Source organism: Rhodanobacter sp. BL-MT-08 (genome assembly GCF_054161255.1).
This window is the reverse complement of record NZ_CP167872.1, coordinates 1,466,646-1,482,792: the sequence shown is the minus strand read 5'-3', so window position 1 is coordinate 1,482,792 and position 16,147 is coordinate 1,466,646. Positions and strand designations below refer to the sequence as shown.

Sequence of the window (16,147 nt, the reverse complement as noted above, 5' to 3'; positions counted from 1 at the left end):
CGCCGCCCTCTAACGCTGGAGTTAAGCGGCGGCGGAGCCGTCCGCCTTGAACGATTTGTTAGGCACTCCGAGGCGAAAACCTAACCAGAGCAACATTGCCACGGCGAATAGGTTGATGCCTATTTGGCCGGAGCCGAACCAACCGAAGGATATGATGAAGTTGAGTCCGAGTGTGAAAGAAAACCGGAAGGACGGAGTGGCTATATGTAAAAGCTGGATTGCGAAGAACAACATGCCAAGTAGGGCAGCCCAATAAAAACCTTTGAAGCAGCCAATGCCAGCGGCGATGCCAATCGCAACTAAGACAAGATTAGAGATCATAAAAATCGCGGGAAAGCTAAGTTGAGAAGCGGCAAAGTACGTCCATGCGGCGCCAAGAAGACCGTGTGCTAGCAAGATGCCCGCGATGATCTTGTCTTGTGTTGCCATAAAAGTCTCCCCTTAGTGCCTAACGCTAGAGTTAAGCGGCGGCGAAGCCGTCCGCCTTGAACGAATTGTTAGAGCACATTTCTCATGTGAACCAGAGAACGCACATGGTGCCGAACGGAATTAAGCAGATAAGTAAAGCTATCGACGAACGCCAGCGGGCAGCCGGGAAGCTATACCCAGAAAGCCAAAGTGCAAAAGGAAGAATAAAAATTCCTATTGAGAAGGCGATAGTCGCATGGAGTTTACGCGATGCAATTTCAGCAGGGGTGACCCATGGTGCAGGATCGCCAAGCGCCGACGCAAATCCGAAGAACAGCAGTGCAACAGAAATGACCGCTATTACAAGTGACAAATTTGCGGCTGCCGTAACTCTCATTTTGTGCTCTAACGCTTGAGTTAAGCGGCGGCGAAGCCGTCCGCCTTGAACGAGTAGTTAGACATACTTTGCTAGCTGCCTAACCAGACTACGATGCCCGTAAACTTCCATTTTTGAAAGCGATGCCAACTCAGTTTCTGTGGCTTGACCCATATGCCTGTCACCCTCCCACACGTCACCTGCAACGATACGCCGGGAGAGAATACCTTCATGGCTGGCCATGGGCTCGTGGCCGATGACCGGCCAAGTCTTTGACCAGCCGGTATACATCATTGCCTTAGGGCTCACGCTGACCTGCTCAGTTGTAGAAAAGTTGTCGGAGCGCACCCCATAGCACCCGATAAGAACTACGTTTTTGAAATAGCTCGACTCATAAAGAATACGACACAGGGCTTCGCGGCCATCCTGAAGCGAGATTGTGAAAATGTCAGCTTCGCGGGATTTCATGCTGTATGTCTAACGCTTGAGTTAAGCGGCGGCGAAGCCGTCCGCCTTGAACGAGTTGTTAGACTACTCAGCATTGAACTGCTTTAACAGTCGGCCGGTTGGAGAGAAGATGTAAAAGCGCTCTACGTCAGAAGCGGCCACTCGCTCACCCTTTCCATTTTCAATACGCGGAATGGCTAGGACGCTCCACGAATTGTCATGGAACGTTGCAGAAAATTCGCATCCAACTTTGGTGAACTGCCCATGGAGGACGCTGTGACAAAAGGATTTTGCCTGGGCCTTGGCGAACCTAATGATGTCGTCTTTGCTTAGGCGCTGATCTGAGCCTGTTGCGTGGACTGACAAGACTAATAGCGCTACTGCGAGAAACATTTTCATAGGGTCTAACGCTGGAGTTAAGCGGCGGCGAAGCCGTCCGCCTTGAACGAATTGTTAGGCTGCGCCAGAAGGATCGGGCGCACCGTTTGCAGACCAGTACTCCCAAGTGCCTGACTCCTCACCGCTAGCATAAGTCCCTTCTGCGGCGAGTTGGCCGTTAGCGTGATAGTCGCGCCAGATACCATGCTCTTTACCGTGCTCATAATTCCCTTCGGAGGCGAGCAAACCATTTTCATGGAACGCACGGAATAGGCCGTGCCGAATCCAAACTGAGCCGTCCGCAGCCAAGTAACGTGAGTACCTGAAGTGGACAATGCCTGAAGGATATGGAATTTCGGCTATATCGAGATCGGACATAACGGCCTAACGCTAAGTAGATTTCAAGCTGAAGTCTAATCCCGTCAGCCTATCCCAGACGAGCAGCTTTTTGGTGGTAGCTACGGCCTAAAGAAATCAACGACTTGATCACATTGTTGCAGCCTAATCCAGCCGTCTAATCTCGCGATGTCGGTAGTGCCGGGAGGCGGCTTAACCCCAGTGGCTACCTCACGGTAGGTCAGTTGCAATTTGGAACACGGTTTCGGCCGTGCAGGCTATTGTGCGAGGGAGAGGAATTCTCTCTCTTTTTGTTCCACGACCGGTAGCAATGGGTCAGTCAGCGACCATGGGGCAAGAGCCGCCAACGGGCCAACGAGTGACCTCCAGCCAAAGGTCGCTGACCGGCCAACAAGAGCCAGTCGGTGAATCAGTCGGGTCGCCCTATAGCAGTAGTTCTGTGCTCGGAATCTTCAACGACGATGGCGCCGGCGGCAGCGCGCGGACACCTGATCCGGGTGACGTGGGGGTACCGGGCAGTTCACCCTCTAACGGTCACTCCAGCTGGTAGGAATAGCATCAAGATAGCGAAATTCGCGCGTCTGCTGGGTCCGGCTATACTGCAGCCGAATAGCCAGACCGAACGCGGCGAAGTCGTTTGTAAAACATGGGGTTGCGTAACCATTCGTGGTGCGTTGCGCCAGATGTATAACCGGACCCACGGGTCCGTATATTCAGTAGTTAGGGCCCAAGATGGGAGTTCTTGATCACTCCGCCGCGACACTTCGTTTCTTCGGCGACGATCTCGTACCCGAGAATGTTTCCGCATCGTTGGGGGCGACCCCCACGGAGTCTTGGCACAAGGGCCAAGAGGTCGTCAGCGCTTCAACTGGCAATGTACGCATTGCTAAAACGGGTAGCTGGCGTCTCAAGGCAGCGCGCCGTGAGCCTGAGGATCTTGAGGCTCAAGTCTTCGAGCTACTTGGCCAGCTCACGAACGACCTCGCCGTATGGGATTCGCTATCGAGCTATAAGCCAAATCTTTTCTGCGGTATCTTCATGAGCAGTGGCAATGACGGTCTCCCACTCTCCGCAAAAGCAATGCTTGCTCTCGGTCAGCGTGGAATCGCGCTCGATTTGGATATTTATGACCGCGAGTAGGTGGCAGGTGTTGAGCCCTAACCTCTCCGTAAGAGACTTCCCGTCAACACCGCCCGCTTGATGTTCTTGCCTTGAGCTTTCAGGCTTTCGCTGGTCATCGTGTTGTCCTCTGTGTTGCGTCGTGCGTGTCAGTGCTTGCGGCGTTGAACGTTGCCAGACTGCATTTCCGTAAACGGTCTTGTTGCATCGATGGTGCCGATGCGGACCAGGGTATAAACCGCGCCCGGAGACCTCATTCGTTCATCGGTGTCGTCGGTGTTCGAGGATCAGCCGAAACACTTTGTAGACGTCCAAATGGTTAGTCAGGTTCTCTCCGGGTGGGTCTGACCCGTTGCTACCGCTGCGCGCTGACGTGGAACCTTTTCATGCCATGGCGGCGACCGTCATGGCGCAGTGGCTGTCCGCACGACGCGCCATCGGGTGCTTCACGCTGGCGTGCGGGTCGTAGTCGAGATCGTGCGCGAGCATCGCCCATAGCTGCCGTGCGTGCTTGTTGGCGATCGCCACCAGCACCTTGCCGAAGGGCATGCGGCCGTCCAGTTGCCGTATCCATTGCTGCTCGGGTGTGCACCTTTCCACGCTGACCGCCTTGGCGCGCTGCAGGCTGCTGCGTGCGCCCTGGATCCGCAAGGTGCGCAAGTACGCGTCACCGCGGCAGCTGATCGTGCCCAGTCGCGTGTGCCCGCCGCTGGAATGCTGGGTCGGCACCAGACCCAGCCACGCGGCGAGCTGCCGTCCGTTCCTGAACTCCCGGGCGTTGCCGACGCTGGCCACCATCGCATCGACCGTGATGGGGCCGACGCCCACGATCGCACCGATCCGCACGCACCGCGCGTCCTGTTGCGCGTGGGCCTCGATGCGTGCGCTGCACGCCTCGATCGCCGCGCGCAACGACGCCCAGTGCGCGCCGAGGTCACGCAGCAACGCCTTGAACTCGTCCGGCAACCCCGCCTGCTGACCCAGCGTTTCCAGCACACGGCGCAGGGCGACGTCACTTTTTGCCACCACGATGCCGAACTCGGCCAGCAGGCCGCGCAGGCGGTTGCCGATCGCCAGCGACTCGGCCTTGTAGCCTTCGCGCACCCGATGCCACGCCAACCGCGCCTGCTGGTCGACATCCTTGACCGGCACGAAGCGCATGTTGCCCTGACGGGCCGCCGTGGCAATCGCCTCGGCGTCGTTGCGGTCGTTCTTGGCGTTGCGGCTCTTGCGGAACGGGGTGACGAACTGGGCGGCCATCAGCCGCGGCTGCAGCCCGTATTCCAGGCAACGCCGGGCCCAATGGTGCGCGCCGCTGCACGCCTCCATCGCTACCACGGTACCGGCCGGCCGCTGGGCCAGCCACAGCGCAAACGCCTCGCGACCCAGATCACGCCGGCCCAGCACATGGCCCGCCGCGTCCATCTCGCACACCGAAAACACGCTCTTCGCCAAATCCACGCCAATGGTTATAGTGCTCATGGAGACTTCCTCTTCTGCTGACGGTTGATCCGCATCACCATCATGGCCCTCGAGGCCGAAAGGGGGAGGAAGTCTCTTTTTACTCGTTCAAGGCGGACGGCTTCGCCGCCGCTTAACTCCAGCGTTAGGCCCCATGGACTCATTAAACACTTTGCCATCTGCTCAATCACAAATCTCCGCGGCCGATGCTTATCGCGCGATGCTGAGTGTCCTTGAGTACTATTTTCGCGTTGATCCAGAGCGCGCGGTCGCTAGCATCTTAGGAGATTTGGCCACGGGCACTTGGGACAACGGTATGCCCGGCGATCCGGCCGCTTGGTCTCTCTGGCTAAAGGCAATCCATGACAATGTTGCCTAACAACTCGTTCAAGGCGGACGGCTTCGCCGCCGCTTAACTCCAGCGTTAGGCCTTACAAAGATGAAAACACGCTCTCTCTGCAAAGCCCTACTTCAAGACGCATGCGATGAAAACGTGGCTTTCTATAAACATATGTTCGCTGAGCAATCGTTGGATGCAGTCAAGGACGAGCAATGGCAAAACACAATCAAGCTGGCACGCTCGCTTGCACCAGATCAACAGGCAGTACTTCTCAATTTTGCGCGCCAAGTTGCAGTGGACGCGATTTCAACCTTCTGCGGCGGTATCGACGGCACCACGCAGCTCGGCGGGGAATTTGTATCGCTCTCGCTAGTTGATGCGGATGGCCAGCAACACGCTGGGGCCCTTCAGGAAGAGTTCCTTTCTCTGGCCTAACAGGCAACTTACCTAACATCTCATTCGACGCGGACGAATACGCCGCCGATCAATTCCCGCGTTAAAGATGGGCCTTGCCGAAATCGGACGGTAGTGACCGGCAGAAATGGGTCGAATGCGGACCTTTGCTAGCTTGTGCCCTAGCCGGGTTGCGGGAGATCGCATGCGATTGCGTAGCACAGATAAAGGTGCCAGTTGAGCTACCAATATTGGTCCACAACCGGCCTACCAAGCCGCCAACACCGATAACTCGATTCGATAGCCCACGGCATTCAGCGCCGTCTCTACCTGTTCAAGCTTCGAACTGTGGCGCAGGTCGAGCAGGCGATCGACTTGCGGGAGGTGCACGTTGAGCAGGCGAGCCAGATCAGCTTTGCGCAGGCCTTGCGCCTGCATGGCCTGATACAAGCCGATCTTCGCTACCGCCAGCGGCGGCAAACCAACCAATCGCTGGCCGCGTTTGCGCTCACTGGGTATCGGGATGGCGCGGCGATCCTGCATGTACATTTGCAGTGTGGTTTCGATACCGTCGACGGCTTCAAGCAACGCGTCGCTTTCGGTATCGCCAACGCCTGAAAATTCCGGCAGGTCCGGACATGTCACCATTACCACGCCGTCTGCGCTTACGAGTTTGACTGGATATTTCATCGTTCGTTCCTTGGCTTTCTGACGCTGGTCACGGTGACAGGCCCAGATCTTTCAGGATTTTTTTGCGCAATGGTTCCGGCATCTCTTTGATCCATGCGACGAAAATACCGAAGTCCGTCCTTGATACCTCGCCATCAGGTGACTGCCTTTGCCGGGCTCGAAACTCACACCCTGCCGTCGAAACCACCGCTGGAATTCGCTGTATTTCATCGCCGCACCCTTGTGGGCATTGCGTCAATATAGCAACATTTATGTTGCAAGAAACATAAATGTTGCTACTGGAATCGAACTTGTTGTTCTGTTGAGGCCGGTATGGCCTTTACACCGAGTGAGAGCCAGGATGGATAGTCGCTCTACCGGTCCCCTGTGCGGCGGTGAGCTGTGGTCGAGAGGCCGCGCAGCGGCTTGAAATATTTGGCTTGTCCAACAAGTAGATAGCCTCGCGGCGAGCACCCGCCCCTCACCCCAGCCCTCTCCCAAAAGGGTAGAGGGAGAAAAGAAAAAGCCCGCCGGCCAGGCGGACTTTTCATTCAACACGACACGAAAAGACTCGTCCCAACAGAACTCTTTCCATCCGCCACGCAAACGCCCGCCAATCAACCGAATCACTTCGGCGTGAGGTGAAAGAGCCCACCGTGCTCCGCGTCCTCCACCATCCAGAGCGAGCCGTCCGGGGCCTCTTCGATATCGCGGACGCGTTTGCCTATGCTCCAGCGCTGGACGGCGGTAGCACCGCCCTTGCCGCCAAAGGTGACGCGCACGATGGCCTCGCTGGCCAGGCCGCTGATCAGGGCGCTGCCGTTCCATTGCGGGAAAAGGTCGCCCTTGTAGAACATCAGATTGCCCGGTGCGATCACCGGCACCCAGTAGAGCACGGGCTTGGCAAGGTCTGGCCGCGTGTCCGGACTGGGGATGGGCACGCCGTTGTAGTTTTGGCCATAGGAAACCAGCGGCCAACCGTAGTTCTTGCCACGCTCGATCAGGTTCAGTTCGTCGCCGCCGCGCGGGCCATGTTCGAGCTCCCACAGTCGACCATCCGGAGCGAACGCGAGGCCATAAGGCGTGCGGTGGCCGATGGTCCAGGTTTCGGCCGGCGTCAGGTTCGGGCCGGGAAACGTATAGGTGCTGACCACGGGTGCGGTCTTAGCTTTCTCGGTATCCGCCGGCGGATCGATCAAAGGTATCGTGCGCGCACCGACCTCGCCTGCCCACGGATTGCCCGGCGCGGGCTTGCCGTCCAGCGTCAGTCGCAGAATTTTGCCCACTGGCTGATTGGGATCCTGCGCGGGCGTAAAGCGCTGGCGGTCGCCCACCGCGAGAAAGAGGTAGTTGCCCTCCGGTGAGAAAGCGATCGGGCCACCTGCCTGGCCGCCCTTGCCTGAGGGCATCTGGCGCCACAGCACCTGGAATCCGTCGAGCCGTGGCTGTTTGCCGTCGAGCACGAGGCGGCCCCGTCCCATCGTAAAGCCGCCGCCATAGTCACCCGGTGCGACATAGGTGAGATACACGTTGTGGTCGGTGGCGTAATGAGGCGAGAGGAAGACGCCCAGCATGCCATTCTGACCCTCCACATAGCTGGCCGGGACGCCCTCGAGTGCCGTCTTGCCACCTTGCGGCGTGACCAGATCGACGCGGCCGACCTTCTCGGTCACCAGCATGCGGCCATCGGGCAGGAAAGCGATGCGCCAGGGCAAATCGAAGCTCGCCACTTTCGTGATGGTGAAGGGGAGATTCGGATCGGACGCCTGCTCGCCGACATTGGTCTGCGCATGGGCAACGCTTGTCAGTAGAGCGGCGAGCAAGACCGCGTTTGCCAGCTTCATCATTTGCACGTTTCCTCGCATCCTGGTTATTTCAAAAAGACTAGCGACCGACATGCGGTCCCGGTGTGACGGCTGCTTCAATGCACGCCAGGCGTGGACACGGACAAGCAGAAAAGACGTGGCTCGCGGTGCGAAAGCTCTGCGCTCTCGCGAACCAAGCGCCACCGACTCAGGCCTCAACGATTCTCTGCTCCCGCCGAAACATTGCTGGCGTCATGCCGACACAGTGCGTAAACACCTTGCTGAAAGCCGCCTCCGACTGATAGCCCACACGCTCGCCTACCGCTGCGGTAGCAAGCTGTCCATGCGCCAGCAGTTTGCGCGCCATCTGCATGCGCAGCAGCGTCAGCAGTTCCAGCGGCGACTGATCGCTGCTGGCAGCGAAGTGCCGGGCGAAACTGGCGCGTGACATCGTCGCCTGCTCCGCCAGCGACGCTACCGTCCAGGCGTGCTCCGGATGCTGCAGCATGGCGAACACCGCGCGACCCAGTCGCGCATCGGCGAGCAGCAGCAACAGCGATGGCGACAACCTCTCGCGCTGCGCATGCACGCGCAGTGCCATCACGAACAGCGCCTGGCTAAGCGCGGTGACGATCGCCAGCGCGCCGTGCTGCAGTCGCGCCACCTCGTCGCGCAACAGGTCGACGATGCCGTGCAGCCCGCTCATGTCGTCGCCCTGCGCAAGGCGAAGATGCAGCGCATCCGGCAGGGCGCGCATGATCAGATCGCCCGCGCCGGCGGTATACAAAAAGCGGCCGCACAGCAGATCCAGTTCCGCTGCGGCGTCGGTATTGCGCCGTATCGGCAGCGGCCCGTCGAGATCGACACGAAGCGGGTTGGCGGGCGCGCCCTCGACGGCACCCTGCATCAGGTGCGCGCTGCCGCGCGGCAGCAGCACGAAGTCGCCCGCCTCCAGCGCAAGCGTCTCGCCATCGGGCAGTTGCATGCGGGCGCGGCCGGCGAGCACCAGATGAAACGGCGCCTCGCCGACGGATGCCGGCGCGTGATCCAGCGCGAAGTGGCCGGACAGCAGGCAGCGCAGGTCCAGGCTGCCGCGCACGCCAGCCAGATCGATCACTTTGCTGAAGGCATCCATGAGACGTTCGCGCTCGATATCGAGTCGATCGAGTATTCATCCCCCACCAGCCCGGCGCAACACTGGTCTCCACGGTCAGCCCCCTGCTGACTGCCTACGCAAGGAGACATCGCATGCTCGACTGGCAGAACTATCGCAAGCAGCTGACGGGCCGCATCGGCGAGATCGGCAAGCTCAGCCCGGACACACTGGCCGGTTACCAGACGCTGTCCAAGGCCGGTCAGAAAACCGGCCTGCTGGAAGCGAAGACGCGCGAACTGATCGGGCTGGCCGTCGCCGTGACGCGGCAGTGCGACGGCTGTATCACGGTGCATACCGCCGAGGCGCTGAAGCATGGCGCGTCGCGTGAGGAAATTGCCGAGGCGCTCGGCGTCGCCGTGGCGCTGAACGCCGGTGCGGCGATGGTCTATTCCGCCCGCGTAATGGACGCGGTCGCGGCGTACAGCGCGGCCTGACCGGCGTGGCCCCGAGGAGAAGCGTCATGACCGATAGCGAAAAACCCGACCAGATCGAGATCACCAGCCACGCTTCTTTCGATGCGACCCTGGATCGCCTGATCGAAGCAATGGCGCGCTCCGGCATGACACTTTTTGCACGTGTCGACCATGCCGCCGGCGCGCTCGCCGTCGGTACGCCGATGCCGCCGACCACGCTGCTGATTTACGGCAGCCCGGCCGGCGGCACGCCCGTGATGCTGGCGGCACCGCTGGCGGCGCTCGACCTGCCACTGCGGGTGCTGGTGCGCGAAAACGATCAGGGTCAGGTATCAATCCTGTTTCATCCGATGGCGCCTGTGCTGCGCCAGGCAGGCGTTCCCGAAACGCTGGCGCACCGGCTCGATCAGGCGCAGCACATGCTGGTGGAGGCCGTGTCATGAACGCTATGTCCAGTCCCGCAGCGGCGCGCTGGCAGCCGCTGGAGCATCTGCCCATTGGCCTGTTCGGCTCGGTGATGGGGCTGACCGGTTTGAGCGTGGCATGGCGTCTGGCCCACGCCGCTTTTGGCACGCCATTGTGGGTCGGCGACGCGTTTGGTGGGGTCGCCGTGGTAGCGTTTGTGGCGGTGGCGATCGGTTACGCGATCAAGGCCGCGACGGCACCGGCGGCAGTTGCCGCCGAGTTTCGCCACCCGATCGCCGGCAGCCTGTTCGGCACGTTCTTCATCAGCCTGTTGCTGCTGCCGATCATCCTGGCTCCGGTCAGCATGCCGTTGGCGCGGGCGCTGTGGGTGCTGGGAGCCATCGGGATGATGGTGTTCGCCTGGCTCATCGTCAGCCGCTGGATGAGCGAGCAGCAGCAGGTCGCGCATGCGACGCCGGCGTGGATCATTCCGGTCGTCGGATTGCTGGATGTGCCGCTGGCGATACCCGCGCTGGGCTTTGCATCTGCGCCGGGTTCTCTGATGCATGCTTTGATGATGATGGATCTGGCGGTGGGGCTGTTTTTTGCGATACCGCTGTTCACACTGATTTTTGCGCGGCTGGTGTTTCAGCCGGCGTTGCCGGACGCGCTGCAGCCGACGCTGCTGATCCTGGTCGCGCCGTTTGCCGTCGGCTACTCCACGTACACCGTTACGGTGGGCACGACGGATCTGTTCGCCCAGGCGCTATACATGATTGCGCTGTTTCTGCTGGCGGTATTGCTGGGTCGGCTGCGCAAGCTGGCGCAATGCTGCCCCTTCCGCTTCGGCTGGTGGTCGGTGAGCTTTCCACTGGCGGCCTCGGCGATTGCGGCCTTGCGTTACGCCAGCGCCGCGCCGAGCTGGCTCAACCAGTCCATCGCCGTCGTCGCGCTGGCCCTGGCCACCGCCGCCATGGCCGGACTGCTGGTGCGCACGCTGGTGGGCCTGGCGCGCGGCGAGCTGCGCACGCTGAGCAGCTGATCTCCTCTTTCAACAAAGGCACAGCCATGGTCGTTCACTATCGCACCACACAACTACGCGACGTCGAGATGTTCTATCGCGAAGCGGGCCCGCTGGACGCACCGGTGATTCTGCTGCTGCACGGGTTTCCCACCAGCAGCCACATGTTTCGCGATCTGATGCCGCTGCTGGCCAACGACTACCGCGTGATCGCGCCTGATCTACCCGGCTTCGGCAACACCAAGGCGCCGCCGCGAGGCGCGTTCAACTACCGCTTCGACCAGCTCGCCGAATGTGTCGATGCGTTCACGCAGGCGCTCGGCCTGCAGCGTTACGCGCTGTACGTATTCGATTACGGTGCGCCGGTCGGCCTTCGTCTGGCGATGGCGCATCCCGAGCGCGTCACCGCCATCGTGAGCCAGAACGGCAACGCCTATCTGGAAGGACTCAGCGATGCCTGGGGACCATGGCAGACCTATTGGCGCGAGCCGACCTTGGAACACCGCGAGGCCTGCCGCGGCTCGCTGGCGGCTGACACCATTCGCGACTGGCAATACCTGCTAGGTAGCGATCCGCAACGCGTTTCGCCGGATGGCTACACGCTCGACATCGCCTATATGGCTCGCCCCGGCGCGGACGACATCCAGCTCGACCTGGTTCTCGATTACCGCAGCAACGTGGCGCTGTATTCCGCATTCCAGGCGTATTTTCGCGACCATCAGCCGCCGTTGCTGGCGGTGTGGGGAAAGAACGATCCGGCCTTCGTACCGGCCGGCGCGCTGGCGTACCGCCGCGACCTGCCCGATGCGCAGGTGCATCTGCTGGACACCGGCCACTTTGCGCTGGAAACCCACGCGCAGGAGATCGGCCAGCGCATGCACGATTTTCTCGATCCGCTGCTTTTGCGGCGGGACGCGTGAATCACCTCAGCCACCCTGGCACCACCCTCTCCTCGTCAGCGCAGGATCGATCATGACTTCCAACGGTTCCATGCAAGCCGCCCTAGTTGACGCACCCGGCACCGTGTTTCGTCTCGCCACGGTGCCGCGCCCGTCACCCCAGAAAGGCCAGGTGCTCGTGCGCGTGGGTGCCAGCGGTGTCAACCCGCTCGACCTGAAAATACGCAGCGGTGAGGGCGCCCATGCGCGTCACCCGCTGCCAGCGATTCTGGGCATCGACATGGCCGGCATCGTCGAGTCGGTGGGGCCGGGCGTATCAGCGTTTGCGGAGGGCGACAGCGTCTATGGCATGACCGGCGGGGTCGGCGGCGTGCAGGGTTCGCTGGCCGAGTATGCGGCGGTCGATGCGGCGCTGCTGGCGCACAAACCGGTCACCCTGAGCCTACGCGACGCGGCCAGCCTGCCTTTGGTATTTATCACCGCGTGGGAAGGACTGGTCGACCGCGCCCACGTGCAGGCCGGACAGACCGTGCTGGTGCAAGGCGGTGCAGGCGGCGTTGGACGCATGGCCATTCAGATAGCCCGTGCGTTCGGCGCCACGGTCCATGCCACGGTGGGCGCCAGTCGCGCCGCGTCCGTCAAGTCACTGGGCGCCATCGCCATCGACAGTCAGACCGGCATCGACGACTACGTTGCTGCGCATACCGGCGGGCGCGGCTTCGATGTCGTTTACGACACCGCCGGCGGCGCAAGCCTCGATGCCTCGTTCAAGGCCGTTGCGCGCTTCGGCCATGTGGTCAGCGCGCTGGGCTGGGGCACGCACGCGCTGGCGCCACTGTCGTTTCGTGCGGCGACCTATTCCGGCGTTTTCACCCTGCTGCCGCTGCTCAGCGGCGAGGGTCGCGCGCGCCATGGCGAGATCATGAAAGAAGCGTCTGCGCTGATCGACGCCGGCCTGCTGCGGGTGCAGGTCGATAGCAGGCGTTTCGATCTGGGCACGGTCGAGGCCGCGCACGCCCTGGTCACGAGCGGCCACGCGCTGGGCAAAGTAGTGGTGGACATAGCCAGCCACTGAAGTACTCGGCGGCCACCTCGTGCGCCACAAAAAAGGCCCGCCGAATGGCGTAATGCTGTTCACTTAAGCGGAGCAGCCTTTCGATTCACGGGGTAGCGAGTCTTGGATATTTTGACGGACCTCGGCCTGGAAGGCCGAGGTCGTCTATCCAGAAACAGGTTGCCGATTCCGGCCCTGAGTTCAGCCAGTCGCGCTCCGGTGCGTGATAGAGGTTGCGCTGCCGCCATGACAATGAGTTGGGCGGCGATGTATTGATAGGCGAACTTGAAGCGCACTCGGGCTGGCTCTTGGCCGTGCGCCACGGCGGCCTGACTGGCCTCGCGACGGATCACGTTGTAGCCCAGGAGCAAACCCCAGACTTCCTGATAGATCAACGCGACGGTCTTGCTGCGCAGCGTGACGGCGTTGTGTTGCAGGGAGCTCTTGATGTCCCGGAAGCCTAACTCGATTTCCCAGCGCTCCCGATACAACTGTGCAACGGCTTCGCTGGAGTAGTGCTCGGCTGGCAGCGAGGTGTAGACCGTTCTTCGCTGTCCCTTGTGCATGTAGCTCACGGCTCGCACTTCCCAGACCGCAGGGAGTTCGGGGTTACGTTTGCGTGCCTGCGGCGAGACCTTCATCTGCACCCACTGATCATCGGCGTGGTAAGTCTCCCGTGTCTCGCACACCAGATCTTTGCGAGCGGGAATCAGCCAATGCCGTTGTTGGCCGCCACCGGCCAGACGCAGCAGCAGGTCAGCGCTCCAGAAGCCCTTGTCCAACAGGGTGATTGAGCGGTCCGGTATGCGGTCGATGAACTCATCGGCCAAGCGAATTTCGCTGCGCCGATAAGGACTAAGCTGGGCATCCAGCATGACGTGCGAACGGACATTCATCAGGGCGACCAGTCGCATCATCGGGAACGGTGTCTGGCGATCGGTGCCGGTATTGCCCGAGCCGAAGTGTTCACGCAATGCCGGGGTGTCCGGGGTGCGCAACACCGCGCCATCGGCGGCCAGCACCTGCAAGCCGTGCCAGTCATCGCCGGGATAGCGCTCCTTGCCCCAGCACTCGCCGGTCTGACGGAACAGGCATTGCAGCGGCTCGGCGCCAAGGCGCTGACGCGCCTGAGAGACGCCACTGCGCGCCAACAGACTGTCGCTGGCCAAGCCTTGTGCGCAGATGTTCAGCCGACGAGCCACCTCCGAGATCGGCTCGTTACGAAACAGTGCCATGCCCAGCACCAGCCACAGCACCTGATCCAACGGTAAACGCCGGCGGCGAATTGTGGCCGAGGAGGAAAGGTCCAGCGCCGAGGCTACCCACTCGACAGGAATGTGCTGCGCGAAGGTACTCAGATCAGAGAACGAGTGCAGCTCATCGATATCAAACAGAACACTTTGCAGGGACACAAAAAATCCGGCCTTCAACAGGTGAAGGCCGGATTCTTGGGACGCCTTGGCTACGATGCAATGCTTAAGTGAACAGCATTACGCCGAATGGCGGGCCTTTCCACGCGACCGATAGCGTCGCAACTCAGCCGAGCAGAACCCGGTTCATCCGCTGCACAAACGCCGACGGATCGGGCAGCTGGGCACCGGCCGAAATTTCCGCCTGATCCAGCAGCAGCAGGGCCAGGTCCTTTGCCTTGGCGTCATCGGTTTCCGACTCGACGCGCTTGACCAGCGCGTGCTGCGGATTGATCTCCAGCGTCGGCTTGGACTCGGGCATGTCCTGACCGGCCTCGCGCAGCAGGCGCGCAAGATGCGGGGCCATTTCGTAATCGCTCAACGCCAGGCACGACGGTGAGTCGGTGAGGCGGGCCGAGACCTTGACGTCGCCCACGCGGTCGCCGAGCAGGTCCTTGAGCTTCTTCAGCAGCGGCTCGGCTTCCTTGGTGGCCTCTTCCTGCTTGGCCTTGTCGGCGTCGTCGAGCGGCACGTCGCCCTTGGCGGCGCTCTTGAGCTTTTTGCCTTCGTACTCGCTCAGGCTGCCGATCATCCATTCGTCGATGCGGTCGAACATCAGCAGCACTTCGATACCCTTGGCCTTGAACGCTTCGAGCTGCGGGCTGCCAAACGCCGCGGCGTAGCTGTCGGCGGTGATGTACCAGATTGCTTCCTGGCCGATCGCCATGCGGCCGATGTAGTCGTCCAGCGACACGGTCTGCTGCGTGCCTTCACCCTTGGTCGAAGCAAAGCGCAGCAGCTTGGCGATGCGCTCGCGGTTGTTGGCGTCTTCGCTGATGCCTTCCTTCAACGTGTTGCCGAAGGCCTTGTAAAAGGTGGCAAATTTCTCGGGCTCGTCGCGCGCCAGCTTTTCGATCAGGTCGAGCACGCGCTTGACGCAGGCGGCCTTGATCCGCTCGAGCTGACGATTGTGCTGCAGAATTTCGCGGCTGACGTTGAGCGGCAGATCGTCGGCATCGACCACGCCGCGCACGAAGCGCAGGTAGTTCGGCAGCAGCTCTTCGGCCGCGTCCATGATGAAGACGCGCTTGATGTACAGCTTCAGGCCTTTGCGCTCGTCGCGCCCGCCCATCATCAGGTCGAACGGCGGCTGCGACGGCAGGTACAGCAGCGTGGTGAAGCTCTGGCTGCCTTCGACACGGTTGTGCGTCCAGGCCAGTGGCTCGTTGAAATCGTGGCCGAGCGACTTGTAGAAGCTCTTGTAGTCGTCGTCGCTGATGTCGGACTTGGGCTTGGTCCACAGCGCCGAAGCGGCGTTGATGGTTTCCCATTCGTCGCTCGGCTTGTCGTCTTTCTCGACCCGCATGCGGATCGGGAATGCGACATGGTCCGAATACTTGGTGATCAGCGACCGCAGCTGCCAGCGCTTGAGGAACTCATCCTCGTCGGCCTTCAGATGCAGCACGACGGAGGTACCGCTCTCGGGCAGGGAAACCTGCTCCAGCGAATACTCGCCCTTGCCGTCGCTCTCCCACTGCACGCCTTCGCTCGCCGCGGCGCCGGCATGGCGGCTGCGCACGGTGACCTTGTCGGCGACTACGAAGGCCGAATAAAAGCCCACGCCGAACTGGCCGATCAGGCGCGCGTCGGCCTTCTGCTCGCCGGACATCGCTTCAAGAAAACGGCGGGTGCCGGAGCTGGCGATGGTGCCGATATTGGCGATGACCTCATCGCGGGTCATGCCGATGCCGTTGTCGCTGATGGTGACCGTACGCGCGTCGGGGTCCCAGCTCACGTCGATATGCAGCTCGCTGCCAAGCGTCGCCAGCTCGGGGTGCGCGATCGACTCGAAGCGCAGCTTGTCGCAGGCGTCGGAGGCGTTGGAGATCAGCTCGCGCAGGAAGATTTCCTTATGCGAGTAGAGCGAGTGCGTGACCAGGTGCAATACCTGGGCGACTTCGGCTTCGAATTTGCGGGTTTCGGTGGTGGCTGTTGCGTTCATGGACTATTGCCTATGGGTGACGTTTTGTTGGTTAG

General features: G+C 61.2%; 17 protein-coding genes. 8 read left to right on the top strand and 9 right to left on the bottom strand.

Features of this window, described 5'->3' with window-relative positions; all coding sequences use genetic code 11:
- Window positions 1–21: 21 nt before the first annotated feature.
- Window positions 22–429, bottom strand: a complete 408-nt coding sequence (locus tag ACDK93_RS06340; protein ID WP_458071763.1) for a hypothetical protein — start codon at window positions 427–429, stop codon at window positions 22–24.
- A gap of 56 nt (window positions 430–485) precedes the next feature.
- Between ACDK93_RS06340 and ACDK93_RS06335 the strand changes: the two genes are divergently transcribed.
- Window positions 486–824 (top strand): hypothetical protein, encoded by a 339-nt coding sequence (locus ACDK93_RS06335; RefSeq protein WP_458071762.1) that lies wholly within the window; start codon window positions 486–488, stop codon window positions 822–824.
- A gap of 38 nt (window positions 825–862) precedes the next feature.
- On the opposite strand, the gene ACDK93_RS06330 is transcribed toward ACDK93_RS06335, so the two are convergent.
- Window positions 863–1,252, bottom strand: a complete 390-nt coding sequence (locus ACDK93_RS06330; protein ID WP_458071761.1) for a hypothetical protein — start codon at window positions 1,250–1,252, stop codon at window positions 863–865.
- Between the two features lie 432 nt (window positions 1,253–1,684).
- Window positions 1,685–1,987 carry a toxin-antitoxin system YwqK family antitoxin gene (locus ACDK93_RS06325; protein ID WP_458071760.1) on the bottom strand — a complete coding sequence of 101 codons (303 nt, stop codon included), beginning with the start codon at window positions 1,985–1,987 and terminating at the stop codon, window positions 1,685–1,687.
- Between the two features lie 711 nt (window positions 1,988–2,698).
- On the opposite strand from ACDK93_RS06325, the gene ACDK93_RS06320 reads away from it, so the two are divergent.
- Complete coding sequence (locus ACDK93_RS06320) at window positions 2,699–3,106, top strand: DUF4279 domain-containing protein (protein ID WP_458071759.1); 408 nt, start codon at window positions 2,699–2,701, stop codon at window positions 3,104–3,106.
- Between the two features lie 363 nt (window positions 3,107–3,469).
- Here the strand turns inward: ACDK93_RS06320 and ACDK93_RS06315 are convergent, their stop codons facing one another.
- A complete protein-coding gene (locus tag ACDK93_RS06315) occupies window positions 3,470–4,567 on the bottom strand; it encodes an IS110 family RNA-guided transposase (protein WP_458071758.1) in 1,098 nt (365 codons plus the stop codon).
- A gap of 418 nt (window positions 4,568–4,985) precedes the next feature.
- Here ACDK93_RS06315 and ACDK93_RS06310 point away from each other — a divergent pair, with 418 nt between their 5' ends.
- Window positions 4,986–5,321, top strand: a complete 336-nt coding sequence (locus tag ACDK93_RS06310; RefSeq protein ID WP_458071757.1) for a hypothetical protein — start codon at window positions 4,986–4,988, stop codon at window positions 5,319–5,321.
- Between the two features lie 225 nt (window positions 5,322–5,546).
- On the opposite strand, the gene ACDK93_RS06305 is transcribed toward ACDK93_RS06310, so the two are convergent.
- From ACDK93_RS06305 to ACDK93_RS06295, 3 genes are all read right to left on the bottom strand, one after another.
- Window positions 5,547–5,969: a type II toxin-antitoxin system HicB family antitoxin gene (locus ACDK93_RS06305; RefSeq protein ID WP_458071756.1), complete on the bottom strand. Its 423-nt coding sequence runs from the start codon at window positions 5,967–5,969 to the stop codon at window positions 5,547–5,549.
- 605 nt (window positions 5,970–6,574) lie between these two features.
- Window positions 6,575–7,873, bottom strand: coding sequence for a PQQ-dependent sugar dehydrogenase (locus ACDK93_RS06300; RefSeq protein WP_458071755.1), 1,299 nt, complete (start codon window positions 7,871–7,873; stop codon window positions 6,575–6,577).
- Window positions 7,874–7,961: 88 nt separating this feature from the next.
- Window positions 7,962–8,888, bottom strand: coding sequence for an AraC family transcriptional regulator (locus tag ACDK93_RS06295; protein WP_458071754.1), 927 nt, complete (start codon window positions 8,886–8,888; stop codon window positions 7,962–7,964).
- A gap of 113 nt (window positions 8,889–9,001) precedes the next feature.
- Between ACDK93_RS06295 and ACDK93_RS06290 the strand changes: the two genes are divergently transcribed.
- From ACDK93_RS06290 to ACDK93_RS06270, 5 genes are read left to right on the top strand one after another with little or no spacing between them, the layout of a single operon-like run.
- A complete protein-coding gene (locus ACDK93_RS06290; protein ID WP_458071753.1) occupies window positions 9,002–9,343 on the top strand; it encodes a carboxymuconolactone decarboxylase family protein in 342 nt (113 codons plus the stop codon).
- Between the two features lie 26 nt (window positions 9,344–9,369).
- Complete coding sequence (locus tag ACDK93_RS06285) at window positions 9,370–9,765, top strand: DUF302 domain-containing protein (protein ID WP_458071752.1); 396 nt, start codon at window positions 9,370–9,372, stop codon at window positions 9,763–9,765.
- Window positions 9,762–10,769, top strand: coding sequence for an SLAC1 anion channel family protein (locus tag ACDK93_RS06280; RefSeq protein ID WP_458071751.1), 1,008 nt, complete (start codon window positions 9,762–9,764; stop codon window positions 10,767–10,769). Before ACDK93_RS06285 ends, ACDK93_RS06280 begins: the two co-directional genes overlap by 4 nt.
- A gap of 26 nt (window positions 10,770–10,795) precedes the next feature.
- Window positions 10,796–11,668: an alpha/beta fold hydrolase gene (locus tag ACDK93_RS06275; RefSeq protein ID WP_458071750.1), complete on the top strand. Its 873-nt coding sequence runs from the start codon at window positions 10,796–10,798 to the stop codon at window positions 11,666–11,668.
- A gap of 52 nt (window positions 11,669–11,720) precedes the next feature.
- A complete protein-coding gene (locus ACDK93_RS06270; protein WP_458071749.1) occupies window positions 11,721–12,722 on the top strand; it encodes a zinc-dependent alcohol dehydrogenase family protein in 1,002 nt (333 codons plus the stop codon).
- A gap of 59 nt (window positions 12,723–12,781) precedes the next feature.
- On the opposite strand, the gene ACDK93_RS06265 is transcribed toward ACDK93_RS06270, so the two are convergent.
- A complete protein-coding gene (locus ACDK93_RS06265; RefSeq protein WP_458071748.1) occupies window positions 12,782–14,113 on the bottom strand; it encodes an IS4 family transposase in 1,332 nt (443 codons plus the stop codon).
- A 124-nt stretch (window positions 14,114–14,237) separates the two neighbouring features.
- Entirely contained in the window at window positions 14,238–16,112 is a 1,875-nt protein-coding gene (gene htpG / locus ACDK93_RS06260) for a molecular chaperone HtpG (RefSeq protein WP_458071747.1), read from the bottom strand.
- Window positions 16,113–16,147 lie beyond the last annotated feature (35 nt).